The sequence below is a fragment of the Prevotella koreensis genome, from assembly GCF_003977605.1.
Lineage (GTDB): Bacteria > Bacteroidota > Bacteroidia > Bacteroidales > Bacteroidaceae > Prevotella > Prevotella koreensis.
On the sequence record NZ_RYYU01000001.1, the window covers coordinates 1 to 26,180 of the forward strand.

The following is a 26,180-nucleotide window of genomic DNA, read 5'->3' on the forward strand; positions in this document are numbered from 1 at the left end:
TGGCGGATTTTCTGCAGTTTGCGCCGTATGTCCTTAATAATCAAGCCCAATTGCGTTAAACTGCCGACTTTATGCAAATATTACAGCAATTTTGTGTTTATTTTGCGGACAAATTATTATTTATTTCTAAAAATATTGCGTATGAAAAGAATTGTGCTTATAGTCGCATTGGTTACGTTTTACCTGAATGGTCGGGCAGATTGGAACTTTGATTCGTCGAACAACGTTCTAGTCACTCCTACGGGCCTGTCTTACTATGACAAGGAACTCACGACTAATAAAAACGGATATACGTATGTACTTTTGGCATGTCCGTCTCCAGAGTGTGGAATAGCTTATAGACTCCAGATAATGGATAAAGACGGAAACAAGAAACTGGGTAGAGGAGGAAAAGTTATTTCAAGTGAAAAGAACAGGACATGGACTACATGGAACCAATATCTACAAAAAGACAATTACGGGAATGTTTTTGTCGCAATCCAAGATGCAAGGTATGATGCAGGGAACGTGAATTATACCATCCTGAAATTTTCCGAGGACGGAGAGTCTTTATGGAAAGGAACCGCGCTAAACGACGGCATCGGTCATCCTATTGAGGCAGGGTTGTCAATGTTGGACACTCCTGACAACGGTTTGCTGTGCGCGTATAGTTTTACCGATATTGAAGCAGCAAAAGACTGTCTTCATCTTGAAAAATTAAACAAGGACGGCTCTATAGCCTGGAAAAAAGAAATCTTCCAAACTACAAGTTCCGCCAATCCTTTTCCTTTTGTCGAAAAGACTAATGGCGACAGGGCCTTGGTTTTATGGGTGGACAAAGGCAATATCAACGCAAACATAATTGACTGCAATACAGGTGACCTGTTGTATGATGAACCGAAGGTAGTTTACGCCAACGGATTCGCATCACCCAAGGTGATGGAAGTTGTTGAGGTTATGTCTGGTCCTGATAACGGAGCTATTATATCTGTCGTGGATGGCAATCAGCAGGGAAGACTAGTCTATGTAAAGAATGACCTCTCAATAGGCTTGGACGGTGATATGAAAGGTATCTTGCTTGAACAGTCAGATGATACGGCTCTTTCGTCAACAAGTCCTGCGGTGGCATACAATGCATTTGATAACACATTCTCATGCTTCTATAAGAGTTTTGACAAGAACAACAAGTATAGTCAGACAATTTATTATCAGAAGTTGGATATGAACGGTGAGATAAAATGGAAAGGCGGAAAAACGCTAATTCCTCTTCAGACGGATGACCAATATTCTTTTTTCAAGATTCGTAACATTGGTGATGGAGCATCTGCTTTGTTTTACTTGAAATACAATAATGCCACAAATACTGTTAAAGGGCTGTCTGCTACGGTGGACAATGACGGTAATATGTCCGAGCCTAATGTGTTTGCTGCTACAGATAAGATAAAGACAGGGCTTTGGGTATCTGAAAGTTTAGGCGACAATAAATTCATCACGGCATGGGACGAAAAACTCTCAGACGGCTATACGTTATTCATGCAAGAAGTGGATTTTGCTTCCACCTCTGGTATGGAAGTTTCAACTGCTTGTGCCAAGCCTGTGTATTCAGATGCATACTACTCAATCGACGGTACCAAGAGAAATGGTATTGAGAAAGGTATCAATATTTTGAGGCGCGCCGACGGATCGATAGTGAAAATTGCCAAATAAGGGATTTTAAACATATTGTATAACAAAAAATGATTTTACTATGATTAAATTATTACTTTCTGCCGCACTTGTCCTATCTACCGTATCTGCACAGGGACAGACAGTCATATCCCTTGACAAATCAGGGACATTATCCGAAAAGATATCCAATGCTGACAAGTACAATATTACCAGCTTGAAAATCTCCGGTCCGTTAAACGGAACAGACTTCATATTGCTACGCGACATGGCAGGCTTGGATCAGGACAACAATGTTTCTGAGGGAAAACTCGAGAACCTCGATCTCTCCGATGCCTCTATCGTAAAAGGAGGAGAGCCATACTACGTGTCATACAAAGGTTCTGAAAATGTAGAGTATTACACTACAGACAACGAGATGAGCAATGCAATGTTCTTCAAATGTGGCAAACTGAAGGAGATAAAGATGCCGGCAACAGTCACAGCCATTGGCGACAGCTGCTTCTACAAGTGCGCATCCCTGCAAGACATAACAATACCAAACTCTGTGAAAGAAATCAGGAGTTATGCCTTCGCGGAAACGGCTCTGCCGAAATTTGATTTTCCGGAAGGCGTTGCCATATCCAAGTATGTACTGTCCGGATGCTCGTCAGTTAAAGAAATCACGGTTCCTTCTGATGCTACAGAAATACCTGACGAAGCTTTCTCTGGAACAGGGATTACCGAAATACAATTGCCGTCAAGTCTGGTATGCATTGGCAGCGGGGCTTTTTCCGGGTCGACTTTGACAAACTTCACTTGTCCGGATGCATTAAAAAGTATCAAGGACGATGCTTTCTCTCTCTGCGAATATTTGGCAGTTGTCAAATTCAACTCCAAACTTGAGGAAATAGGAAAAAGCGCATTCTATTCATGTGCACTGACAGAGGTTAATGTCCCCAACAGTGTTAAGACACTTGGAGGAGCATTCAGTTTATGCAAAAACCTGGTAAAGGCTCATATCCCTGATGGACTTACCGAAATTAGTTCCAGTCTGTTTGACCGTTGTGAAAAACTTACGGAAGTCAACATTCCTGAGAACATAACACGAATTGGAGAACTTGCTTTCCAAAACAACGCTCGCTTGGCAAACGTTAAGTTGCCAGAGACTCTTACAGAGATAGACCATGGTGCATTCAAGGGCTGTGAAGCGTTTACCGAGATAAAATTGCCCTCTAAGTTGACTACAATCGGCAAAGAATGCTTCAATGGATGCGAGGGTGCTACAATCATAGATCTCTCGCCTGCAATGAAGGAGATTCCTCATGGTGCTTTCGGCTTTTGTACTTCAGTGAATGAACTAGATGTTCCAGAAGGCGTGGAGTCTATAGGCAATATCGCATTCGTATATTGTGAAAACATGACAAAACTCACATTGCCATCAACATTAAATACACTACAAAACTCCTCGTTTGCGAGCAATGAGAACCTTGCTGAAATTTATTGTTCTGCCGTTACTCCTCCAACATGTGGACGTGGTGCTTTCTCAGGCGTTCCTACAGAAGATTGCATTCTTTATGTCCCAAAAGGATCAAAAGACGCTTATGCCGTAGCCGACACATGGAGCGAGTTCACAACAATAAAGGAGGTCGGAACGACAAATATCAGTGGCGACCTTGCAGAAAAGGATAAGTTTGAGGTTGCAAGATATAACAGTCTCGGTCAGTTGGTGGACAATGAAAGCAAGGGAATTATGATTTTAAGATACTCAGATGGAACATCCGTCAAAGTGCTTAAATGATTTTATATTTAAGTTGAGTGATAATAAACTGTGCTTACTATTCTTTGTAGAATATAGGCACAGTTTATATTTTTGTTCTCTTTACTGGAGTTCCATCGCGATATATTTCTCAACCAAATCATGTCAACAGACATGCCATTATCCATGTCAATACGCAAATCTTTTTACAGCAACATATTTACATCCAGATAGTTATTGATACAGTTAATAATCTGATTGTTTTTTGATTTGTTCATAACATGAATTATACCAATAATGTCCTAAATAATTTTCAAAAAAGTGAAGGAAGTTGTTTTCACTAAGAAAAAAAGTATTATCTTAGTGTTCACTCCTTTGTGGTCAGAGTCAAGCACAACTTGATTTATAAGCGAATTGAAGAGCGTGACTTGTCTGACAATGTTCACCCGGAAGTACTCATAGATGAGATTGTGAGCCTCAAAGGAAACGAAACAGCCGAACAATACCCCAAACCAATACGGAGAATTGCCGTGTACAATGCCGAACACGGCTTCACCATAAAGTTGCTCAACAACAACACAAGCCATTCACGCCACCGCCCGAGAACGAATTTGAGACATAGGGGGGACTGTTTACCGTTGGAACAAAATACGTCAAATCATATGATTTGATGCAACTTTGTATGCGTTTTCACAAAAATTATTTAGGATACTATTGGTCTTTACCCTTGTTTGATGGTAATGACAGACGCCATCGTGAACGTAAAGGTCAAATGTCAGAAATGAAATAATGACCATTATGATATGCCGTCATTTTGGTACGTGATGTATATTGTTTCTTTGAGAATAAACTGTAGGCATTGCCGGTAGATGTGTAAATAACGATACCGTTAGAACTCTTTTTGATAAGTCTTATCCCGAATTTGAGTACGATATAACATGTGGATGAGAAAACAATTTGGGCGATTTTGTAAACCAAATTCGCCCAAATTGCATACCAAATTCGCCGATTTTGCTTTGCAATTTCGCCCAAATTGCTGTGGTATGTCAGTGCTAAGAGGCGTGGAAAGAACGTTCGGCGTGGTAGGAAGAACGTACTAACGGACCACTCTCCACAAACTTGAAGCCTTTGTTTAGGGCTGTCTGTCTGTATTTCTCGAACTGTTCGGGCGTGATATATTCTGCCACAGGCAGGTGGCGTGATGTGGGTTGCAGATACTGTCCGATGGTAAGTCGGCGGCAACCTGTTGCGAGAATGTCGTCCATGAGTTCCTCCACTTCCTCTATTGTTTCGCCCAGTCCTACCATGAAGCCGGTTTTTGCCATTACACCCGACTGCGTGATTGCTGTCAGCACGTCAAGACTGCGCTCATACCGAGCCACACTGCGCACGCTCGGCGTCAGTCTGCGCACGGTCTCCATGTTGTGCCCTGCGACGTTGGGGCGTGCTTTCATCACCATTTCAACAAGTTGCTTGTTTCCCATGAAATCAGGTATGAGCACCTCCAGTATAGTGTCCGGGTTCTCTTTCTTTATACACGAAATGGTCTTTACCCAATGCTCTGCACCATAATCTTTCAAGTCATCGCGGTCAACAGATGTTATTACGGCATATCTCAGTCCGAGTGCCTTTATCGAGTCGGCCACGTTCTGCGGTTCTGCCGGATTGAGTTTTTCCGGTCGTCCGGACAGGGTGTTGCAGAATTTACAACTGCGTGTGCATACGTTTCCTCCAATCATAAGTGTCGCTGTGCGTGCTGCCCAGCACTCGGTGCGGTTGGGGCATAGTCCGCTTGTGCATATCGTGTTGAGATGATGCTTTGCGATTACGTTTGCCGTTTCGCCCGAATTTTGCGTTGATGTCAGGTTAATTTTTAGCCATTCGGGCTTCTTCACGTGCGGAGGTCGGCCGAATAACAGTCTCAGCAACTGTGGCAGTTCCATTCCACGTATTATTGCGGAGAGGTCTATGCCTTCAAGTCTTTCTGTCACGGCTTCTCTTGTGAACTGCGTTCCGCGCAGCAGATCGATAAGTTCGCGGTCGAGGTCGCCTATCAGGAAATAGTCTCCGGCAAGGTTTATGTTAGTTATGACATTGTTCTTTAGTTCGATATGTGCCTCCAACGTGCCAATATCGGGGAATCTTTTTTTTCTTACCTCTGTGAATTTCGGGTTCTTTCCATAAACGAAAGTGTCTGAAGCCAGTTCCTTTTCTATCTTGGCAATTTCCCGCATGTCCTCTTCGGTGAGTACCAGTTGTTCCGAACCGCACATATATTTACGCACGTATGCGAGGAAATCGTCGAGCGTGAGATTGGTGTATTGCCCTATGTTGTTGACGCGTTGCGATACCGATGCCACACCTTTGCTCTGCAGTTTCTCGTGCGATGGTGTTAGTGCTTTCGCCAGATGTTCGAGTTGCGTGTTGAAAAGCACTGTGTTGTGAAGCACACTTCGGTTGCGCAGCCGATAGAATGCGCTGCCCGAAACCTTCCTTCCGCCCACGAGAATGTCGTTGCGTCCGGACAGTTGCGCGTCGATGTCGATGCTCCGCAGCAATCGTGCCACATTGTTCATATAATCGCCGAATGCCAAATTCACGCTTTCGGAAAAGGAAATATAAGAAAATTGTATGCAACCGCTGTCTGCATAGACACATCCGCCGCCGCTCTTTCTGCGGAATATGTGTATTCCGTTGTCTCGACAATACTCCACATTCACCTCGTTGTCAATAAGTTGGTTGCGTCCGAGCATCACCGTAGGTTCCACCTGCCAAGCAAAGAAATAGTCATCATCAGTATATTTGCTCGCCACGTATTCCTCTACTGCGAAGTAGAATGGCAACTGTTTCGCCTCTGCTCTGTCAGGCACAATTATGTATTTCATCAGTAAAATTAATATAAGTTGTTTTCTTATTCTATCTTTAAATTCTTTGCAAAATTAGGGAAAATAATCCAATTACAAGCAAGTAACGAAACAAAACATTATTATGCCGATAAACTTTTATGCCCCCATAAGTTAATTATCGCTAAAAAGGAGAATAAAAGAGGCTGTTGAAGTTTGCTTGAAAAATAAAAATAGTACTTTTGTACATTGAAAATACACGTAAAAGTTAAATCTTAAATCTACATTAATTATGATTATTGGAATTCCAAAGGAAATCATGCACGACGAAGCTCGTGTATCGGCTACCCCGGAAACTGTGGGTAAGTTCGTGAAAGATGGTTTTGAAGTGCTCGTTGAGAAATCGGCCGGCGACGGTGCGCTCTATCACGATGAGGACTATGTAAAGGCCGGTGCGAAATTGGTTGAAGGCGCTGCTGAAGTTTATGACAGGGCAGAAATCATCTTGAAGGTGAAGGAACCTCTTTTCAATGAGACTCTCGGCAAGCATGAGGTGGAACTGATGCACAAGGGTCAGTATCTCATCACGTTCATTCACCCTGCATCTCCCATCAACCACGAAATGGTTAAGAAACTCACAAAGCAGGGCGTTACAGCCATCACACTTGATGGTATTCCACGCATCTCTCGTGCGCAGAACCTCGATGCACTTACTTCAATGAGTACCTGTGCAGGCTATAAAGGCATCTTGATGGCAGCCGACCACATGACCACATTCATGCCACAGATGTTCACCGCAGTAGGAAGAATAGAGCCGGCCAAGGTAATGGTGATTGGTGTTGGTGTTGCCGGTCTTCAGGCTTTGGCTACAGCGAAGCGCCTCGGTGCTATCACTTACGCTGCCGACATTCGTCCGATGGCTGCCGAGAACGCAAGTTCTCTCGGCGCAAAGGTTACAGACACCGGTGTTCCCGCAGAACTCGCAGTGGGCGAGGGTGGCTATGCAAAGCGTCTGCCGGAGGATGTTCTCGTTGTTGAGCGTGAGAAACTGAACGACACCATAAAGGAAATGGACATCGTGTTCTGTTCTGCTCTCATCCCGGGAAAGGTTGCTCCTATCATCATAACCGAAGAAATGGTGAAGGGAATGAAGCGCGGTTCTGTAATTGTTGACATCTCTATCGACCAAGGTGGTAACTGCGAACTGACACCGGCAGGTGGCATCGAGAAGAAGCACGGCGTGACTCTGATGGGTGTGAAGAACATTCCGGGTCTGCTCCCGACAAGTTCTACTTGGATGTTTGCAAACAACGTATATAACCTCGTGAAGTACCTCGTTAAGGACGGCAAGGTGAACCTCGACCGCACCGACGAAGTAATCAATAAGAGTCTTGTATGTATCGACGGTGAACTCGTTCACACCGGTGCCCGCGAGGCAATGGGACTCTGATAGGTTGAGGCCAAGGGTTAAAGGCAAAATGATGTGTCAAGTGACTTCTCACATTACATTCTGTCTTTAACCTTTGTCGTTATGGATTTCCATTCCATGACGGCATACATTCGACTATTATCTTTTTATATTTTAATTTGAAACGTTTGACATATAATGATTAATCCTATTATATTAGTAGTTGTTTTCATTGCATGCACGATAGCGGGCTACTTCATCATAAAGAATGTGCCCAGTTTGCTGCATACGCCCTTGATGTCGGGCATGAATGCCTTGTCGGGCGTTACCATTGTGGGAGCAATTACGGCTACAGGCTATGCCCTTACCCGTCCGGAGATAGGTGGACTTGGGTCTGTATTGGCTCAGGTGGTGGGATGTCTTGCTATTGTGTTGGCGGCGATAAATGTTTTTGGTGGCTTTGGTATCACTCACCGGATGCTCCAGATGTTCAATAAGAAGAAAAAGAATTAACCTATGGCAACAATGCAAATCATAATCAGCACCGTATTAGCAATAGCCGTGCTTGCTGGCATATCAATGATGAGCAAGGTGGGTAGTGCCGTTCGTGGCAACCTGCTCTCTGCCCTTGCCATGTTGGTTGGTGTCGTTGCAACGCTTTATTTCAGTGGTGTTGTTTCGGCATGGACGATATATCCTTCCATTCTTGTCGGAGCATTGATAGGCGGAATGATGGCTCGCAGAGTCCGGATGATACAGATGCCTCAACTCGTGGCCTTGTTCAATGGTCTTGGTGGTGGTGCTTCGGCATTGGTCGGTGTGCTTTCTGCCACGCAGGTGGGGTTCAGCAGTGAGCAAATTTCAGAAATCGTTAAGAATGGCTACATGCCGTTCATGCTTTTCACGTCGATGCTCGCCATTTCTGTTGGTATGGTGACGCTTGTCGGCAGTCTCATTGCTGCGGGCAAACTTCATCGCATGCTTTCTCAGAAACCGGTGATATGGCCGGGACATTCGCTTTTCACCATGCTGTTCTTGCTACTCACCGTGGCCTTGATAGTGCTCGGAACATTCAGTGGAAACATAATGGTAATCGTGGTCTGCATCCTCACCTCGTCGCTGTTCGGTCTGTTTTTCTCTATCCGTGTGGGTGGTGCAGACATGCCTATCACAATCTCACTGCTCAACTCTTTGTCGGGTGTGGCAGGTTCGATTGCCGGTATGGCCATCAGCGATATATTCCTTGTTGCCGTCGGCGGTATAGTCGGTGCATCGGGATTGCTTCTCACTCAGATAATGTGCCGCGCCATGAACCGCAGCCTTATCAACATCCTTGTCCCACGTGCTCCTAAGAAAGCAACCAAGACAGTTTCCGAAACAGATAACCAAGAAGAAGAAAATAAAGAATTAATAACAAGAGTAATGAAATTAGAAGAAAGAATAAAACAACTGGAAGCCATCGTTGCCAAACTGGAAGACAGGGTTAAAGTGCTCGATGGTCAGATTGAGGCTGCCCCGAAAGAGGCTGCCGATGCTCCTTCAGCCGATAAGGTTCTCGCTGAGGCCAAGCGCGTGATAATAGTTCCGGGCTATGGTATGGCCTTGGCTCAGGCGCAGCACAAGGTGAAACAACTTGCCGAACTGCTTGAGAGTCGTGGCACCGATGTTCGCTTTGCAATCCACCCTGTGGCAGGTCGAATGCCCGGTCACATGAATGTGTTGCTTGCTGAAGCAGACGTTCCATACGAGAAACTCTACGAGATGGATCAGATAAACGACGACTTTAAGAACGTTGATGCCGTGGTGGTAATTGGTGCGAACGACGTGCTCAACCCCGCAGCACGAAATGCCGAGGGCACTCCTATCTATGGTATGCCGGTGCTCAGCGTTGACGAGGCTCCCGAAGTTGTAATCTGTAATTACGACCTGAACCCCGGATATGCCGGTGTGGAGAATCCTCTTTACACTCGCGGTCATGGCGTTTATCTCGAACTTGGCGATGCCAAAGAGACACTTCAGCGCATCATTGTCGGAGTAACTGCAAGATAATCGTTTCTACAAGCCGGCTTTTGTCGGGTATATAATAAGAGTCGTGGCTATCAGCGAATGTTCCGATAGCCACGACTTTTGTTTTATTTGCGTGCGTCAACCATTGTATAAGAAGCGCTTGATGCTCTTCTTCGGCGTTTTCTCGAACTCCTCTTCGTGGAGTTTTATTGCCGAAATCTTGCTGTATGCCGGCATTTCAGCGTTCAGTTCCTGACGGTTTTGTTCCATTATTTTTTCGAGGTCTTCTTTAGACAGTCCCAGATTTTTCATCTCGTCAAAGTCGGGATGCACAAGTCCCACGAGTTTTTCGTCCTTCTGTATAATGATGCTTTCTATCACGAGAGGCATCGAATTGAGTTTGTCTTCAATCTCTTCGGGGTAAATGTTCTGTCCGCTTGCTCCGAGAAGCATGTTTTTGCTGCGCCCTTTTATGAACACGTTGCCGTCTGCATCCATTGTTCCGAGGTCGCCGGTGTGATACCACCCCTCGTTGTCTATTGCCTGCCTTGTAGCTTCCTCGTTCTTGTAGTAGCCCAGCATTACGTTCATGCCGCGTGCCAATATTTCCCCCGGCACTATCGACGGTGAACTGCTGTCAATCTTTACTTCCATGTTTCTTACTGCTCTTCCGCAACTTCCCGGAACAAATTCGCGCCAGTCGCGGTAGCATATAATCGGTGCACATTCTGTTGCGCCATAGCCAACGGTATATGGGAAACCAATGTCGTGCATGAATTTCTCTACCTCTTGGTTGAAAGCCGCACCGCCAATGATTACCTCATAGAAGTTGCCACCGAACGCATTCGTCACCTGTTCGCAAATCTTTTCTTTTACCTTCTTGTTTATCACAGGCATGTTGAGCAGCAGCTTCATACGTTGGTTCTGAAGTTTCGGGAACACCTTCTTCTTTATAATCTTCTCGATTACCAACGGAACTGAAATCACAATCGACGGTTTTATATCGGCAAACGCCTGTGCGATGATTGCCGGGGATGGTATTCGCGTAAGGTAAAAGATATGGCAACCGTGCAGGAACTCGAAAATGAACTCGAAAGCCATGCCGTACATGTGTGCCATGGGCAGAATGCTGAGAGTGTTGGTGCCGCTTTTCACGTAATCGCGGCCGATAACGTCCATTGCGAAATCGTAGTTGCTCCAAAGTGCGCGGTATGGTATCATCACTCCTTTCGAGAAACCTGTCGTACCACTCGTGTAGTTTATCAGAGCCATTTCGTCGGGCGATTGCTCCACGTAGTATTCCACATGTTCCTTACGGAAATACTTAGGATATTTGCGTCCGTACATTTCATTCAGATGCTCGCGTGCATAAGTCAGTTTGTCGGTGCGCGACAATACAAGCGAATAGTCGGGTATGTAGATGATACCCTCAATGTCCGGCATCTTAGTTCCATCTATTGTCGTTGCCACCACATCGCCCACAAACAGCAGTTTTGCTTCTGAGTGATTCACGATGTTGTGTATCTGTTCGGGTGTGAACTCGTGTAGTATCGGCACGGCCACCGCTCCGTATGTCAGTGTTGCCAGGAATGCCACTGCCCAGTGGGCACTGTTTCGACCGCATAATGCTATCTTGTCGCCTTTCACCACGCCACTGCTTTCGAACATTATATGCAGTTTCTCAATCTTGCGTGCCACATCCTTATATTGTAATGTTACTCCTTTGTAATCGGTAAGGGCATCCATGTCCCAATGCTCTATTATGCTCTTCTGTATTATAGAGTTGAATTTCGGTGTATCCATTTCTGATATTTATCTATAATTCTTATAACAATATTGTTGCACAATTATGTAATTTGTGTGCAAAGGTAAAATGTTATTTGCTCATTTGCAAATGTTTTGTGCACTATTTCGATTTTTATTGACGTAATTATCCTAATTTATGGAATATTACGAGTTTAGAACAAGAAATAGGAAAAAACGGACATTGCCAAACAGACAAGTAGCTGTTCAGAAATATGTGTTTGATTTTGAACGCCGGTTGGCTATTCATACCTCATCGACTTTGCCGGATGTATGAATGAAACGAGGTAACTGGGGGCGATGAGTGAGAGCACGCAGATTGTGAGTGTGGCGATGTTTATTGCCGCCATTATGTAGAAATCGAGTTCCACCGGAACAGTGTTGACATAGTATGTCGTTGGGTCGAGCGACACCAAACCGGTAAAATGCTGAATCAAAAGGAGACCTATTCCCACGATGTTTCCCCACAGCATGCCACGTCCGATTATGAATACCGAGAACCATAGGAATGTGTGCCGTATGGTTTTGTTGCGTGCACCGAGTGCTTTCATCAGACCTATCATGTTGGTGCGTTCCAAAATGATGATCAGCAGACCCGAAATCATGGTGATGCCGGCAACGCATACCATAAGTGCAAGTATAATCCAGACGTTTATGTCAAGCAGGTCGAGCCATGTGAATATCTGCGGATTCATCTGCTCTATTGTCGCGGAGGAGTATGTCTGACCGTATTTGTCGCTGGTTCTATTGATGTTCCTCACCACGTTTTCCTCTACCACCTCCAACTGCCGATAGTCGTCAATGCTTAGTTCGGCACCGCTTGCTTGGTCTTTTTCCCAACCGTTTAGTTTCACCGAAGTGTATAGGTCGCAGAAGCATATTGCCTTGTCGAATTTGGTAAGGTTGGTGCGATAAATGCCCACGATGTCGAACCGTCTCGCCCTTACGTCATCGTTGTCTATGAAATATGCAAAAACTTTATCGCCGAGTTTCAGTCCGAGTTTGTCGGCATTCATCTTTGATATGAGAATCTTGTTGCTGCTCGCCTCCGAACTGAATTTCGGAATCGAACCTTCCAGCATGTTCTGATGAATGAATGTGGTGTCGAACTCCTCTGCCATGCCTTTGAACATCACGCCCATGAAGTCGTTGTCGGTCTTCAGTATGCCTTGTTTCATGGCATATCTCTGCGCATGCTTCACCCCCTCGATGTTTTTCAGTCTGTTCATTATGCTGTCGTCCATTGAGATAGGGTAGGGTCGCTCGTCTTGCAGCGATAGGAAATTGGCCACAATTATATGGCTGCCGAAACCGATAGCCTTGTCTCTTATCGTGTGTTTGAAGCCAAGCACCACGCTTACGCTGATAAGCATCACGGCAAGACCGATTGCCACGCCAATGGTTGCAATCCTTATCGCCGGGCGGCTCACCTGTCGTTTGTCGCCCTTGTCATTGTATATCTTCCTTGCGATGTATAAAGCGAAGTTCATCTTTCCGATTTGCAAAATTACGATTTATTGCATGAAACACCAAATTTTGCTTCCCGTTTTTATTACATCGCCATTAATTAACACTCTGTTACTTTGTGCTGATGCCCGCGATGATACCTGAATAGGAAGCATTCAGCGTGTTTAAAACCATCATAAGCATAACTTCGGGAAAGCAAAATGGGCGAATTTACTTTGCAATTTGGGCGAAATTGGTTTTCAAATTCGCCCATTTTGGTCTGCAAATTCGCCCAAATTGTTTTTCAATAATATCTGTTATTGTTTTTAATTAGGAGTATCCTTGTGTTTCATTGACATATATTGAAAAAGCCCCCGGAAGCGTTCGTTATGCTTTCGGGGGCTTTTTATGAATAGTGTCAGTGATTTACTTTATGAGGTCTATGCTGCGTTTGAGGAATTTATCGAGTGCAGCACCTTTCAGCATACCGTTCTGAAGCAGTGCGAGGTCGATAAGTTGATGCAGGATGTCGTTGCCTTTTGCGTAGTCGGCTATTATCTGCTGTTTCTTGGAGCGTTGCTCCTCTATAGCCTTCTGCGTGTTGTTGACATCGTCTTTCTCCTCTTGTGTTATTTCCTCAGGCTTCTTTTTGTCCTGTTCCTGTCGCAGTGCGGCAAGTCGTGCCTCCTGTCCTTTAATCTCGCTTGCCACCGGTTTCAGGTCGGCTGCGGTCTTTTCTTTCTCATCTTCGAGGATTTTCTTTATCAACGGATGGTCGCTGTTGAGCACCAGACTGTATGTGTCGGGCATCTCGGCATAGAATGCCATGCCCTGCTGATAGCGCGAAATGTCTTTCATGCGGCGCATATACTCGCTCTGTGTGATGAGCACCGGACGAGCATTCTCGCCCATAGCCTGCACTTCTACATAGAACTCGGTCTTTTCAATGCTTGGCATCTGCGAGCGGAAAGCCTGTGACAGATTGTCAGCGGTGTCAGCATCGAGAGTCTGTTTCGGTTCGTCTTCCTTTACGATGAGGCGTTCGATGATGTCCGAATCCACGCGAGTGAAGCGTGTTTTCTCGAATTTCTGTTCGAGCATTGACACCGCCGGTGTGTCGAGTTGGCCGTCCATGAGAAGCACGCTGTAACCCTTCTGTTGTGCCGCCTCGATGTATGTGTATTGCTCCTCCTTGTTGTTTGTGTATAGATACACGAGGGTTCCGTCCTTATCGGTCTGCGTGTCTTTTATCAATGTCTTGTATTCCTCGAACGTATAGTATTTTCCTTCAACGTCTTTCAGCAGTGAGAAATCTTTCGCACGGTCGTAGAAGTCTTCCTGTGAGAGCATTCCGTAGTTGATGAAGATTTTCAAATCGTCCCACTTTTCCTCGTAATCCTTGCGGTCGTTCTTGAATATCGCGGCGAGTCTGTCGGCCACTTTCTTCGTTATGTATGTCGAAATCTTCTTCACGTCGCGGTCGCTTTGCAGATAACTTCTGCTCACGTTCAGTGGAATATCCGGAGAATCGATTACGCCGTGCAGCAATGTGAGGAAGTCGGGCACGATGCCTTCTACTTGGTCTGTTACGAAAACCTGATTGCAGTAGAGTTGAATCTTGTTGCGCTGTATCTCGATGTTGCTCTTGATGCGTGGAAAATAGAGTATTCCGGTGAGGTTGAACGGATAGTCAACGTTGAGATGTATCCAGAACAACGGCTCATCGTGCATCGGGTATAAAGTGCGATAGAAGTTTTTATAGTCTTCGTCATTCAGCGTGCTCGGTGCCTTTGTCCATAGCGGTTCCACATTGTTTATTACGTGGTCTTTGTCTGTATCCACCTGCTTGCCGTCTTTCCATTCGGTTTCTTTGCCGAATGTTATTGTCACGGGCATGAACTTGCAGTATTTCTGCAGCAGTTGTTCTATTTGCTGTTTCTCAAGATATTCTTTGCAGTCGTCGTCAATGTACAGCACGATGTCTGAGCCGCGATCTTCTTTCTCGGCATCTTCAATGGTGAATTCCGGTGAGCCGTCGCACGACCATTTCACTGCTTTCGCACCATCTTTGTAACTTTTTGTTATGATTTCCACTTTCTTGGACACCATGAATGCCGAGTAGAAACCAAGACCGAAGTGTCCTATGATAGCATTTGCGGAGTCCTTGTATTTGTCGAGAAAATCGGTAACTCCGGAGAAAGCAATCTGATTGATGTACTTGTCAATCTCCTCCTCGGTCATTCCTATGCCTCGGTCGCTGATGGTGAGTGTGCCCTTTTCAGTGTCGAGTTGCAATTTTACAGCGAGTTCTCCGAGTTCTCCTTTGAAGTCACCTTTGTCTGCAAGGGTTTTCAATTTCTGTGTCGCGTCAACGGCATTGCTTACCATTTCGCGCAAGAATATCTCATGATCAGAATACAAGAACTTTTTTATCACGGGGAAAATGTTCTCTGTCGTAACCCCAATGTTTCCTTTTTGCATGATTATATACTTTATAAATTGATTTCTAAATACTCCTTTTACAAAAGTCGTGCCAAACTATCGGGATGTACTTTCGCTCTCTACCGTTTACATATTATTATATATGTACGTGCATGAAATTCTTTATTATGACAATGTGGATGGTCTGTCGTATTGTTTCTGTTGCTGTAGTGAAAAAAGAAAAGTCCCCACCTACGTTGCAAAAGCGTAGGCAGGGACATTCTGTTTGTTATTCGTCATCAGACGGAAAGTCTCATTCCGGGATGCTCTTCAAAATCTCGAGCAGGTGATCCCATACCATCTGAACGGTAGGAATGTGCAGACGCTCGTCGGGAGAGTGTACTCCGCGCAGGGTCGGACCGAATGAAACCATGTCGAGGTTAGGATATTTCTCAGAGAAAAGTCCGCACTCCAAGCCTGCGTGAATACCGAGAACTTTCGGCTCTTTACCGAAAAGCTTCTTGTACTTCTCCACTGCTATGGCAGTGAGTTTGCTGTCCGGATTCATCTTCCATGCAGGGTAACCGTCGCCTTGAACCACCTCTGCACCGGCGAGTTGGAACAACGCCTTGATTGTGGCAGCCTGATTGTCGAGCGCGCTCATCACGTTGCTTCGCTGTGAAGAAACGATAGTAACTTCGGTATCGGTAGTCTCTACGCTTGCAACGTTGTTTGATGTCTCTACCATCCATGCGAGTGCTTCGTCCTGACACATTGCAAATACTCCGTTGTCAACGGCCTGCAATGCACGGATAAGTTTTGTGGAAGTTTCCAATGGAAGCACTTTCTCGCTGTCGGTGCTCTCCATTGAGAACTGCATGGACTTCTCGGTAACGTGGTATTCATCTGCTACTTCAGCAGCGAACACGTTCCAGTCGGCCTTTACATTCTCCTTCTTGTCGGCCGGAACACCGAAGATGGCCATACCGTCGCGTGGTATTGCGTTGTGCAGTTTTCCTGCATTGAAACTTGCGAGACGCAGACCATATTTCTCCTGAACAAGGTAAAGGAAGCGTGCAATTATCTTCAGAGCATTGCCACGCTTCTTGTTGATGTCGTCACCGGAGTGTCCGCCAACCAAACCTTTCAGCGAAGCCTTCATGAAGAAGAGACCTTCGGGAGCATTCTCTTTCTCGTAACGGAATTTTGCAGTGGTGCTTCTTCCACCTGCACAAGAAACGAAGATCTGTCCTTCGTCCTCAGAGTCAAGGTTTATAAGCATGTCGCCGGTCATAAATCCGGGCTTCATTCCCTCTGCACCGGTAAGTCCTGTTTCTTCGTCGCGTGTGAAAACGCACTCCAGCGGACCATGTTCGATGTCGTTGCTATCGAGTATTGCCATTTCTATGGCGCATCCGATACCGTCGTCAGCACCGAGAGTTGTGCCTTTTGCTGCCAACCATTCACCATCTACGTAGGTCTGTATTGGGTCGTTGTCGAAGTCGAATTCGATATCGACAAGTTTCTCGCAAACCATGTCCATGTGGCTTTGCAGGATTACGGTCTTCTTCTTTTCGTAGCCCGGTGTTGCCCCTTTACGGATGATTACGTTTCCGGTTTCATCTACCACGGTTTCAAGACCGCGTTCTTCACCGAATTTCTTAAGATACTCAATGATTTTTTCCTCGCGCTTTGAAGGGCGTGGAATTTCGTTGATTTTTGCGAATTGTTCGAATACGCAAGCGGGTTTTAACTCACATTTGTTCATTATTCAATATAAATTTGTGTGTTTTACAAAAAATCATTATCTTTGCAGTCGCAAACAGTAATGTGTGCTTTCACGTGCAAAAGTAATAAAAATGGTTGAAACTCTCGTGTTAACAGTGTTAATAATTGCTATTTGTTTAGCATTATTAAGTGTTAAGGTGCTTTTCAAGAAGAAAGGTCGCTTCGAGTCGCAGCATATTCATGACAGTGCAGCAATGCGCAGACTTGGAATACATTGCGTTATCGACCAAGATAAGGAGGCAAGACACAGTGCGGAAAAGGCAAAAAAGATAAGAAACAAAATAAAATATAAAAAAGAATGAAAAAGAAATTTTTCCTTGTTATGGCGGCAGTAGTTGCCTTGACAGCATGTAACAACGAAGGTAAAAGCGGTGAGCAAAACGCCGACGCACCCAGAAGTTCGGAACTGAAGATAGCATACGTGGATATAGAGGAACTTGACTCTACCTATAATTTCTGCAAGGATTTCAAGGCCGAGTTCGAGAAGAAAAGCAAGAATGCAGACAATACTCTTAACCAGAAAGGACAGGCTCTGCAAACTCAGGCAGCCCAGTTCCAGCAGAATCTTCAGAGCAATAAGTACACTCAGCAGCAGGCACAGTCGGTGAATGCAAGCCTACAGAAGCAGCAGGTTGACCTGCAGCAACTGCAGCAACGTCTTGCTGCCGAACTGCAAGCAGAGTCGGAAAACTACAGTAAGGCTCTCCGTGACAGCGTTCAGCACTTCCTTGCAGAGTATAACAAGGACAAGAAATATTCCATTATTCTCAGCAAGGCAGGCGATAATGTGCTATACAGCGACAAATCGTTAGACATCACCAAGGAGGTGGTTGCCGGACTGAACAAGGCTTACAAGCCTGCAGCAAAGACCGCAGAGCCGGCAAAGGCTGAAAGCAAGAAATAATCATTGCTTAAAGGTTTATGATTTAGGAGTTATAAGTTTGCTCGCGCATTCTTCGTAACTCCTAATTCGTTTCAGTATATTTCACCCTCAACGCTCATCTTTCATCGCTCCGCTCGGCTCCTTCAGGAGACGCTTTCGAAGCAGAGCGAAGAAAGAACCCTCATCCTTTAACGCTCAACTCTCAACCCGCAACCCTCATCGCTCATCGCTCACCCACATGACCCGCAAGGCCCGCTACGAATATATCCTTGAATATTACGCCGAAAAGATGCCACACGTTTCCACCGAACTGAATTTCGGAAGCGTGTTTCAGTTGCTTGTTGCGACCGTACTTAGTGCGCAATGCACCGACAAACGCATCAACCAAGTAACCCCAGATCTGTTCTCGCGCTATCCCGATGCAATGTCGATGAGCAGTGCAGAGCCGGAGGATGTACTCGAACTGATAGCCAGTGTAAGTTATCCCAACTCCAAGGCGCGGCATCTCGTTGATTTGTCGCGCATGATAGTAAACGACTTCGGAGGTGAAGTGCCATCGGATATGTCAGAACTCGTGAAACTACCGGGCGTTGGACGTAAGACCGCCAATGTCGTGCAGGCCGTAGGATTCGGTCGTTCGGCGATAGCCGTGGATACACATGTGTTTCGCGTGAGCCACCGTCTCGGACTTGTTCCGTCAAAAGACAATACGCCGCTGAAAGTGGAACTGACGCTGAAGAAGAATATCCCGGCCGATGTACAGGCCGATGCACACCACTGGTTGCTGTTGCATGGCAGATATATATGCCAGAGCAGAAAGCCCAAATGCAGTGAATGTCCCTTCAATTCTTTCTGTCCGAAAGTAGGAGTGTGACATTAATTAACGATAAAAAAACATACAATGCAGTCGAAAAGAATAATAAATTTTCTCAAGGATATTGCCGAGAACAATAACCGTCCGTGGTTTCATGAACATCGCGGGGAATATGATGCCATAAGGGCAGACTTCGAAGAGGGTATAGCAAAGGCAATCTCGCGTATCTCGGAGTTCGATACGAGCATTGCCCACATCACAGTGAAGGATACGGTCTATCGTTTCTATCGCGACACTCGCTTCTCTCCAGACAAGTCACCATATAAGCGTCATCTCGGTGCCTTTATCTGCTTGCGTGGCAGAAAGTCGATAAGCGGAGGCTACTACATACACATGGAACCCGGCAACTGTCTGCTTGCTTGTGGCAATTATTGGATGCCGATGAACGTTCTCACTGCTTGTCGCAACGAGATAATGGGAAACATCGACCGTTGGCTTGGTATTGTGGAAGACCGTAAGTTCCTGAATTTCTTTGGAAAGCCGGGCGATGGCGAGTGGAAAGATGAGGCCGCATCTCCCAAGGGGTTCGGTCTGTCGATGCTCTCAAATGCTCCGAAGGGTTTCCCCCGCGACTATGAGCATCTTGAATATCTCAAAATGAAAGACTATTGCTGCTGGAAGCGTGTGCCCGACACATTCTTCGATGGCGACGGATGGCTCGATGAAATGGCAAAGGTGTTTCAGGTGGCGAAGCCGATGAACGACTTCGTAAATGCAGTTATCGCCGATTACGAATAGGCCGGAGCGGCTATTAATATACAAATGTTATTGGAACAGAAGGAGTTTATGCACACAAACAATGTCACTGACTATAAGAAAGAGTTGCGTTATAAGATTCGGAACATGGCGATGGCTATGTTCAAAAAGAACGGAATAAAGTCTGTAAAGATGGACGACATTGCCAACGCTTTGCAAATATCAAAGCGCACGCTTTACGAAATATACGAGAACAAGGAAACACTGCTTTTCGAGTGTGTTCGCGAAGACTATATGCGGGCGAAAGAACACATTCGGCAATATGCCTGTCATGCCGAAAACGAGATGGACATAATCATCGAGTTCTTCAATATGAAGATGGCAGACTTGGGACAGATAGACCCGAAATTCTTTTCAGAACTTCACAAATATACCAATGTTATAGAATTTCTGCACAACTCGCACGAGGAGGAAATGAGCAATGCCAAAACCTTTATAGAGAGTGGAGTGAAGAATGGCTATTTCGTAGAGGGACTTAACTACGGAGTCGTTTTGAGACTTGGCGATGCTTCGATGAACTATATAATGGAAAATAAGTTGTATTTGCGATACGGCATACAAGAGATATTCCGTAATTTCTGGATTGTTCTGATGCGCGGTTTCTGTACACCGAAAGGCATAGAGCGCGTGAACGAACTTTTCAGCAAACCGTAAAAGCCTTGGCTCGGATGCCTTTTTTTATTTTATACTTTTGGGTTTGAAAAAAAATAATTACCTTTGCAGCGTATTAATACGGGAAATTAAAATCTATAGATTATAATGAATATATCTTATAAGTGGTTGAAAGAATATGTTGATTTCAGCCTTTCGCCACAAGAAGTTTGTGACGCTCTGACGAGCGAGGGTCTTGAGGTCGGTGCACTTGAAGAAGTGCAGAGCATACGCGGCGGGCTGAAGGGGTTGTTTGTTGGCAAGGTTATGACCTGCGACATGCACCCGGATTCAGACCATCTGCATGTAACCACTGTTGATCTTGGTAACGGAGAAACGCGCCAAATAGTGTGCGGTGCGCCGAACGTTGCCGCAGGTCAGAAGGTGATAGTTGCCGACCTCGGATGCGTTCTGTATGACGGTGATAAGGAGTTCACTATAAAGAAATCAAAACTTCGCGGTGTGGAGTCTAACGGAATGATATGTGCCGAAGACGAGATAGGTGTAGGCAGCAGTCATGATGGGATAATAGTGCTCCCGGAGGATGCCGAGATTGGTATGCCCGCAGCCGAATATTATAATCTTGAAAGCGACTGGCTCATTGAGGTTGACATAACGGCCAACCGTGCCGATGCCCTCTCACACTGGGGAGTGGCACGTGACTTGTACGCATGGTTGAAGCAGAACGGATACGAGACTTCGCTCCACCGCCCGTCTGACGAGACTTTCGTCGTTGATGATGAGACGCTGCCGATAGACGTTGAAATAGTCAATAAGGAAGCATGCAAACGCTATGCATGCGTCAGCATAACCGACTGTGAGGTGAAGGAAAGTCCGGAATGGCTCAAAAACAAACTCAATACGATAGGGGTGCGCCCGATAAACAATATTGTAGATATAACCAACTATGTGATGATGGCATACGGTCAGCCGCTTCACTGCTTCGATGCCGACATGGTGAAAGGTAACAGGATTGTTGTAAAGACAATGCCTGAAGGCACTCCTTTCATTACACTTGACGGCGAAGAGCACAAACTCTCGGAGCGAGACCTCGCCATCTGCAACGCCGAAGACCCCATGTGCATTGCCGGAGTGTTCGGTGGAAAGGGCTCAGGGACGTATGACAACACACGCAACATCGTGCTCGAAAGCGCGTATTTCCACCCCACATGGATTCGTAAGAGCGCACGTCGTCACGGACTAAGCACCGACGCGTCGTTCCGTTTCGAGCGTGGTGTAGACCCGGAGGGTGTTATTTATGCACTGAAGCAGGCCGCGTTGCTATGCAAGGAGTTGTCCGGAGGAAAGGTTTCGATGCAGATAAAGGACGTATATCCCGAGAAAATAGAGAATGCGAAAGTTGACTTGGGCTACTCTTACGTTAACCGACTGGTGGGAAAAGATATTCCGGCCGAGACAATAAAGAGCATCGTGACATCGCTCGAAATGAAAATCTTGGAGGAGAATGTTGACGGACTGAAACTCGAAATACCGGCATATCGTGTTGATGTGCAGCGTCCATGCGACGTTGTTGAAGACATCCTACGCGTGTATGGATATAATAATGTGGAAATTCCTACGCAATTGAAGTCATCGCTTGTAGTGAAAGGCGATGAGGACAAGAAACACGTGCTTGCCAATCTGGTGGGAGAGCAACTCCTCGGTTGCGGCTTCAATGAGATACTCAACAACTCTCTGACCAAGAGTGCGTACTACGACAAACTGCAAAGTTATCCCGCAGAAAACCTCGTAAGGATTATGAACCCGCTTAGTTCAGACCTTAACGTGATGCGTCAGACAATGCTTTTCGGAGGACTTGAAAGTATTGCGTACAACGTAAACCGCCGAAACCCGAACCTGAAGTTCTTCGAGCGTGGAAACGTATATACTTTCTCTCCCGATAAACAGAACGCCGACAACCCTATGGCGGCATACAAGGAAGAGAACATGATTGCACTTTGGGTTACCGGAAAACGCGTGACCGGCTCGTGGGCACATGCTGACGAACAATCAACGTTCTTCGAACTCAAGGCATACGTTATGAATATACTTTCGCGTATAGGAGTTCCGTTCGCCATGTTGATGTTCAAGGAGAGCACCGGCGACATCTTCTCAAAGGCTACCGTTATCGAAAACCGTGGCGGAAAGAAACTTGTGGAGATGGGATTGGTGAGCAAGGCGATACTGAAATCTGCCGGAATTGCCCAAGAGGTGTATTATGCCGAACTCAACTGGACGGCTCTAATGAAGACGATAAAGAAGCAAAAGGTGGAATATCGCGAGATAAGCAAATATCCGGCGGTAAGTCGCGACCTTGCGCTGCTCATTGATAAGAATGTGGAATTTGTCACAATAGAGAGTGTGGCATATCGTAGCGAGAAGAAATTGCTGCGCAAAGTGGAACTCTTCGATGTTTATGAGGGTAAGAATCTGCCTGAGGGAAAGAAGAGTTATGCTGTGAATTTCATCCTGCAAGACGAACAGAAAACGCTTAACGACAAGCAGATTGACAGTATAATGAATAAGATTATCGCTAATCTGAAGAAAGAGATTGGAGCGGAATTGCGATGAACGCGGAGCGACATGGAATGAAAATCAAAATGTAATATAAATAAAAAACAATAATATTTTGAACATAGTTTATGGGAAGAGCATTTGAATACCGTAAGGCAGCAAAGATGAAGAGATGGGGACACATGGCAAAGACGTTTACAAGAATTGGTAAACAGATTGCCATTGCCGTAAAATCAGGAGGTCCCGAACCAGAGAATAACCCGGCATTGCGTGCCATCATAGCCAATGCCAAGCGCGAGAATATGCCGAAAGACAATATCGAACGCGCGATAAAGAACGCTATGGGCAAGGATCAGAGCGACTATAAGGAGGTGACATACGAGGGATATGGTCCGTTCGGAGTGGCTGTTTTTGTTGATACTCTGACCGACAACACAACGAGAACGGTGGGTGATGTGCGCTCGGTTTTCAACAAGTTCAGCGGCAACCTCGGTACTACCGGTTCGCTGAGTTTCCTTTTCGACCACAAGAGTGTGTTCACTTTCAAGAAGAAGGATGGCATCGACATGGACGAACTGATACTAGACCTTATCGACTACGGCGTGGAAGATGAGTACGATGAAGACGAAGAGGAAGACAGCATCACTATATATGGCGACCCTAAGAGTTTCGGTGAGATACAGAAACATCTTGAAGAGAACGGGTTTGAGGTTACGGGAGCAGAGTTCACGTATATCCCCAACGACCTGAAAGAGGTTACGCCTGAGCAGCGCGAGACACTCGACAAGATGGTGGAGAAACTCGAAGACTTCGATGACGTGCAGACTGTATATACCAACATGAAGCCGGAATAATCCGCCTCATGTAGGTTTCTGCCTGCCTTTTGCGGACAGCCAATAATATGTCTGTGGCATTACGGCATGCTAATGATAATGGCTTTGTTACTAAATCATAGTCACGGAATATGGCAGAATTAGTCTTTTGAAAACCAATATCGGCTGTTTTGCAGACCAATTTGGGCGAAATTACATTTCAATTTCGCCCAAATTGGTCTGCAAAACAGCCGAATTTGTTTTTTCGGATATGTGCTTTCGCAGAATGTTCTGTGGTTTGTTGCAGGCTTACTATTCGTAATCCTTTGTGCTCAGTGTCGTTTCGTATAGCACCTTACCTTTTCTGCTCGCCGAGTAATAGGTATAAGCAAAGCAGAAACCGGCATCCTTATAGACACGGTTGTTGGTGTTGCGTTTCAGTTCGTCGATAAGTGCCGGACGCACATTGTCGTCTTTCAGCACTCCCACGGTATCGGCATTGCCGCGCAACGAGAAATATGAATGTACGGTCTTTGTTGCTTTGTCGAACGTGATGCTGTCGATAATTGTAAATTCATCGATAGTTGCCGGACATTTTTTCTCGGTGTATTCTTTCGACTCTCGTGCCGCCCTGTCCTCCAGGCTCTCATGGCACGAAGCGAGGAAAATGATTGATGCAAATAACAGTAACTTCTTCATAATGGGTACAAAAATAAGGAATTTCTCGCTAAATATTTAAAAATAATGAAAATAATAACCATTAAAACTCATTTTTTTGTAACTTTGCCGTTAGTTTTGGGTAAATACACATGCAACATATACGTAATTTCTGCATAATAGCACATATAGACCACGGCAAGAGTACACTTGCCGACCGACTCCTTGAGTGTACTAACACAATAAAGATTACCGACGGGCAGATGCTCGACAACATGGATTTGGAGAAAGAAAGAGGTATCACTATCAAAAGCCACGCCATTCAGATGGAGTATGAACTTAATGGTGAGAAATACGTGTTCAATCTTATCGACACTCCGGGACACGTTGACTTCTCTTACGAGGTGAGCCGCAGTATCGCCGCATGCGAGGGAGCGCTGCTCGTGGTTGATGCCACGCAAGGCGTTCAGGCGCAGACAATCAGCAATCTATACATGGCAATCGAGCACGATTTGGAGATAATCCCCGTGATAAACAAAATCGATATGCCCAGCGCAATGCCCGATGAAGTGGAAGACGAGATTGTGGAACTCATAGGCTGTGACCGTTCGGAGATTATACGTGCAAGCGGAAAGACCGGCGAAGGCATAGACGACATACTGAAAGCGGTGGTGGAACGCATTCCGCATCCTGTTGGAAATGTCGATGCCCCGTTACAGGCATTGATATTCGACTCGGTGTTCAACTCGTTCCGAGGCATTATAGCATATTTCAAGATACTCAATGGCTCCATCAAGAAGGGCGACAAGGTGAAGTTCTTCAACACCGGCATGGAATATGATGCCGACGAGGTGGGAGTGCTGAAGATGGATATGATACCGCGTAAGGAACTAAGCACCGGTGAGGTGGGATATATCATAAGCGGAATAAAGGATGCCAAGGAGGTGAAAGTGGGCGATACCATAACCCATACGGCACGTCCTTGCGAAACAGCCATTGCCGGATTTCAAGAGGTCAAGCCGATGGTGTTTGCCGGAGTATATCCCATCGACCCGACAGAATATGAAAACCTGCGTGCTTCGCTTGAGAAACTGCAACTCAATGATGCCTCGCTGACGTTCTTCCCGGAGTCTTCCGTGGCATTGGGTTTCGGCTTCCGTTGTGGCTTTCTCGGACTTCTTCACATGGAGATAGTGCAGGAACGTCTCGACCGCGAATTTAATATGGACGTGATAACAACCGTTCCGAACGTGTCGTATATGATATATACCAAGCAGGGGGATGCTTTGGAAGTGCATAATCCGAGCGGACTGCCTGAACCGACAATGATAGAGCATATAGAAGAACCGTATATCAAAGCCACGATAATAACCGATAGTAACTACATCGGGCCGATAATGAAACTATGTCTTGACAAGCGTGGAGAACTGCTTAATCAGGAATATGTCAGCGGCAACCGTGTGGAACTGCATTTCATGATACCGTTGGGCGAAATCGTGATAGATTTCTATGACAAACTGAAGAGCATTTCAAAGGGATATGCTTCGTTTGACTATCATATAGACAGTTTCCGTCTTTCAAGACTCGTGAAACTCGATATACTGTTGAACGGCGAACCTGTCGATGCTCTTTCTACACTGACACATCAGGACAATGCCGTGGGATTCGGCAGAAGAATGTGTGAGAAACTGAAAGAACTGATACCCCGCCAGCAGTTCGATATAGCCATTCAGGCGGCTATCGGAGCGAAGATAATAGCGAGGGAAACGGTGAAACAGGTGCGCAAGGACGTTACGGCAAAGTGCTATGGTGGTGATGTTAGCCGTAAACGCAAGTTGCTTGAGAAACAAAAGAAAGGTAAGAAACGCATGAAGCAGATAGGAAATGTTGAGGTGCCGCAGAAGGCTTTCCTCGCAGTTCTGAAACTTGACTGAC

The 26,180-nt window shown here is 45.6% G+C and carries 19 protein-coding genes and 1 pseudogene; 14 read left to right on the forward strand and 6 right to left on the reverse strand.

Annotation, left to right across the window (positions count from 1 at the left end):
- Positions 1-141 precede the first annotated feature (141 nt).
- From EHV08_RS00005 to EHV08_RS00015, 3 genes are all read left to right on the forward strand, one after another.
- Positions 142-1,686 (forward strand): hypothetical protein, encoded by a 1,545-nt coding sequence (locus EHV08_RS00005; RefSeq protein WP_126677410.1) that lies wholly within the window; start codon positions 142-144, stop codon positions 1,684-1,686.
- Between the two features lie 40 nt (positions 1,687-1,726).
- A complete protein-coding gene (locus EHV08_RS00010; protein WP_126677411.1) occupies positions 1,727-3,424 on the forward strand; it encodes a leucine-rich repeat domain-containing protein in 1,698 nt (565 codons plus the stop codon).
- Between the two features lie 356 nt (positions 3,425-3,780).
- Positions 3,781-4,053: a hypothetical protein gene (locus tag EHV08_RS00015; protein ID WP_126677412.1), complete on the forward strand. Its 273-nt coding sequence runs from the start codon at positions 3,781-3,783 to the stop codon at positions 4,051-4,053.
- A 381-nt stretch (positions 4,054-4,434) separates the two neighbouring features.
- Here the strand turns inward: EHV08_RS00015 and lipA are convergent, their stop codons facing one another.
- Entirely contained in the window at positions 4,435-6,267 is a 1,833-nt protein-coding gene (lipA, locus tag EHV08_RS00020; RefSeq protein WP_126677413.1) for a lipoyl synthase, read from the reverse strand.
- A 250-nt stretch (positions 6,268-6,517) separates the two neighbouring features.
- Between lipA and EHV08_RS00025 the strand changes: the two genes are divergently transcribed.
- The 3 genes and pseudogenes from EHV08_RS00025 to EHV08_RS00035 all read left to right on the forward strand — a co-directional run.
- On the forward strand, positions 6,518-7,675 hold the full coding sequence (locus EHV08_RS00025; RefSeq protein ID WP_126677414.1) for an NAD(P) transhydrogenase subunit alpha: 1,158 nt from the start codon (positions 6,518-6,520) through the stop codon (positions 7,673-7,675).
- 159 nt (positions 7,676-7,834) lie between these two features.
- Positions 7,835-8,146 (forward strand): NAD(P) transhydrogenase subunit alpha, encoded by a 312-nt coding sequence (locus tag EHV08_RS00030; RefSeq protein ID WP_126679367.1) that lies wholly within the window; start codon positions 7,835-7,837, stop codon positions 8,144-8,146.
- Positions 8,147-8,149: 3 nt separating this feature from the next.
- A pseudogene (locus EHV08_RS00035) lies at positions 8,150-9,670 on the forward strand (NAD(P)(+) transhydrogenase (Re/Si-specific) subunit beta); the annotation flags it as partial.
- 108 nt (positions 9,671-9,778) lie between these two features.
- On the opposite strand, the gene EHV08_RS00040 reads toward EHV08_RS00035, so the two are convergent.
- From EHV08_RS00040 to EHV08_RS00055, 4 genes are all read right to left on the reverse strand, one after another.
- The gene (locus EHV08_RS00040; protein WP_126677416.1) at positions 9,779-11,443 is read right to left on the reverse strand and encodes an AMP-binding protein; all 1,665 of its coding nucleotides are present in this window, start codon (positions 11,441-11,443) and stop codon (positions 9,779-9,781) included.
- Between the two features lie 242 nt (positions 11,444-11,685).
- A complete protein-coding gene (locus tag EHV08_RS00045) occupies positions 11,686-12,933 on the reverse strand; it encodes an ABC transporter permease (protein ID WP_126677417.1) in 1,248 nt (415 codons plus the stop codon).
- Positions 12,934-13,315: 382 nt separating this feature from the next.
- Positions 13,316-15,370, reverse strand: coding sequence for a molecular chaperone HtpG (gene htpG / locus EHV08_RS00050; protein ID WP_126677418.1), 2,055 nt, complete (start codon positions 15,368-15,370; stop codon positions 13,316-13,318).
- A 253-nt stretch (positions 15,371-15,623) separates the two neighbouring features.
- On the reverse strand, positions 15,624-17,078 hold the full coding sequence (locus EHV08_RS00055; RefSeq protein WP_126677419.1) for an aminoacyl-histidine dipeptidase: 1,455 nt from the start codon (positions 17,076-17,078) through the stop codon (positions 15,624-15,626).
- 91 nt (positions 17,079-17,169) lie between these two features.
- Here EHV08_RS00055 and EHV08_RS11565 point away from each other — a divergent pair, with 91 nt between their 5' ends.
- The 7 genes from EHV08_RS11565 to EHV08_RS00090 all read left to right on the forward strand — a co-directional run bounded on the left by EHV08_RS11565 (position 17,170) and on the right by EHV08_RS00090 (position 23,630).
- A complete protein-coding gene (locus EHV08_RS11565) occupies positions 17,170-17,400 on the forward strand; it encodes a hypothetical protein (RefSeq protein WP_126677420.1) in 231 nt (76 codons plus the stop codon).
- The gene (locus EHV08_RS00065; protein WP_126677421.1) at positions 17,397-18,002 is read left to right on the forward strand and encodes an OmpH family outer membrane protein; all 606 of its coding nucleotides are present in this window, start codon (positions 17,397-17,399) and stop codon (positions 18,000-18,002) included. The genes EHV08_RS11565 and EHV08_RS00065 overlap by 4 nt, the downstream gene beginning before the upstream one ends.
- 217 nt (positions 18,003-18,219) lie before the next feature.
- Positions 18,220-18,855 (forward strand): endonuclease III, encoded by a 636-nt coding sequence (gene nth / locus EHV08_RS00070; RefSeq protein WP_126677422.1) that lies wholly within the window; start codon positions 18,220-18,222, stop codon positions 18,853-18,855.
- 27 nt (positions 18,856-18,882) lie between these two features.
- Complete coding sequence (locus EHV08_RS00075; protein ID WP_126677423.1) at positions 18,883-19,593, forward strand: DUF2461 domain-containing protein; 711 nt, start codon at positions 18,883-18,885, stop codon at positions 19,591-19,593.
- Positions 19,594-19,641: 48 nt separating this feature from the next.
- Complete coding sequence (locus EHV08_RS00080; protein ID WP_158676023.1) at positions 19,642-20,265, forward strand: TetR/AcrR family transcriptional regulator; 624 nt, start codon at positions 19,642-19,644, stop codon at positions 20,263-20,265.
- A gap of 105 nt (positions 20,266-20,370) precedes the next feature.
- Positions 20,371-22,833: a phenylalanine--tRNA ligase subunit beta gene (gene pheT, locus EHV08_RS00085; protein ID WP_126677425.1), complete on the forward strand. Its 2,463-nt coding sequence runs from the start codon at positions 20,371-20,373 to the stop codon at positions 22,831-22,833.
- A gap of 71 nt (positions 22,834-22,904) precedes the next feature.
- Positions 22,905-23,630, forward strand: coding sequence for a YebC/PmpR family DNA-binding transcriptional regulator (locus tag EHV08_RS00090; RefSeq protein WP_126677426.1), 726 nt, complete (start codon positions 22,905-22,907; stop codon positions 23,628-23,630).
- 270 nt (positions 23,631-23,900) lie between these two features.
- Here the strand turns inward: EHV08_RS00090 and EHV08_RS00095 are convergent, their stop codons facing one another.
- Positions 23,901-24,287 carry a hypothetical protein gene (locus EHV08_RS00095; protein ID WP_238987974.1) on the reverse strand — a complete coding sequence of 129 codons (387 nt, stop codon included), beginning with the start codon at positions 24,285-24,287 and terminating at the stop codon, positions 23,901-23,903.
- A 110-nt stretch (positions 24,288-24,397) separates the two neighbouring features.
- Between EHV08_RS00095 and lepA the strand changes: the two genes are divergently transcribed.
- Positions 24,398-26,179, forward strand: coding sequence for a translation elongation factor 4 (lepA, locus tag EHV08_RS00100; protein ID WP_126677428.1), 1,782 nt, complete (start codon positions 24,398-24,400; stop codon positions 26,177-26,179).
- Position 26,180: the final 1 nt, after the last annotated feature.

Excerpts from the sequence above, each read along its gene's own strand:
- EHV08_RS00005 (WP_126677410.1), top strand. The coding sequence starts at position 142 with ATGAAAAGAATTGTGCTTATAGTCGCATTGGTTACGTTTTACCTGAAT.
- lipA (WP_126677413.1), bottom strand. The coding sequence starts at position 6,267 with ATGAAATACATAATTGTGCCTGACAGAGCAGAGGCGAAACAGTTGCCA.
- pheT (WP_126677425.1), top strand. The coding sequence starts at position 20,371 with ATGAATATATCTTATAAGTGGTTGAAAGAATATGTTGATTTCAGCCTT.
- EHV08_RS00080 (WP_158676023.1), top strand. The coding sequence starts at position 19,642 with ATGCACACAAACAATGTCACTGACTATAAGAAAGAGTTGCGTTATAAG.
- EHV08_RS00040 (WP_126677416.1), bottom strand. The coding sequence starts at position 11,443 with ATGGATACACCGAAATTCAACTCTATAATACAGAAGAGCATAATAGAG.
- nth (WP_126677422.1), top strand. The coding sequence starts at position 18,220 with ATGACCCGCAAGGCCCGCTACGAATATATCCTTGAATATTACGCCGAA.
- EHV08_RS00065 (WP_126677421.1), top strand. The coding sequence starts at position 17,397 with ATGAAAAAGAAATTTTTCCTTGTTATGGCGGCAGTAGTTGCCTTGACA.
- EHV08_RS00025 (WP_126677414.1), top strand. The coding sequence starts at position 6,518 with ATGATTATTGGAATTCCAAAGGAAATCATGCACGACGAAGCTCGTGTA.
- EHV08_RS00010 (WP_126677411.1), top strand. The coding sequence starts at position 1,727 with ATGATTAAATTATTACTTTCTGCCGCACTTGTCCTATCTACCGTATCT.
- EHV08_RS00090 (WP_126677426.1), top strand. The coding sequence starts at position 22,905 with ATGGGAAGAGCATTTGAATACCGTAAGGCAGCAAAGATGAAGAGATGG.
- htpG (WP_126677418.1), bottom strand. The coding sequence starts at position 15,370 with ATGCAAAAAGGAAACATTGGGGTTACGACAGAGAACATTTTCCCCGTG.
- EHV08_RS11565 (WP_126677420.1), top strand. The coding sequence starts at position 17,170 with ATGGTTGAAACTCTCGTGTTAACAGTGTTAATAATTGCTATTTGTTTA.
- lepA (WP_126677428.1), top strand. The coding sequence starts at position 24,398 with ATGCAACATATACGTAATTTCTGCATAATAGCACATATAGACCACGGC.
- EHV08_RS00055 (WP_126677419.1), bottom strand. The coding sequence starts at position 17,078 with ATGAACAAATGTGAGTTAAAACCCGCTTGCGTATTCGAACAATTCGCA.
- EHV08_RS00045 (WP_126677417.1), bottom strand. The coding sequence starts at position 12,933 with ATGAACTTCGCTTTATACATCGCAAGGAAGATATACAATGACAAGGGC.
- EHV08_RS00095 (WP_238987974.1), bottom strand. The coding sequence starts at position 24,287 with ATGAAGAAGTTACTGTTATTTGCATCAATCATTTTCCTCGCTTCGTGC.
- EHV08_RS00075 (WP_126677423.1), top strand. The coding sequence starts at position 18,883 with ATGCAGTCGAAAAGAATAATAAATTTTCTCAAGGATATTGCCGAGAAC.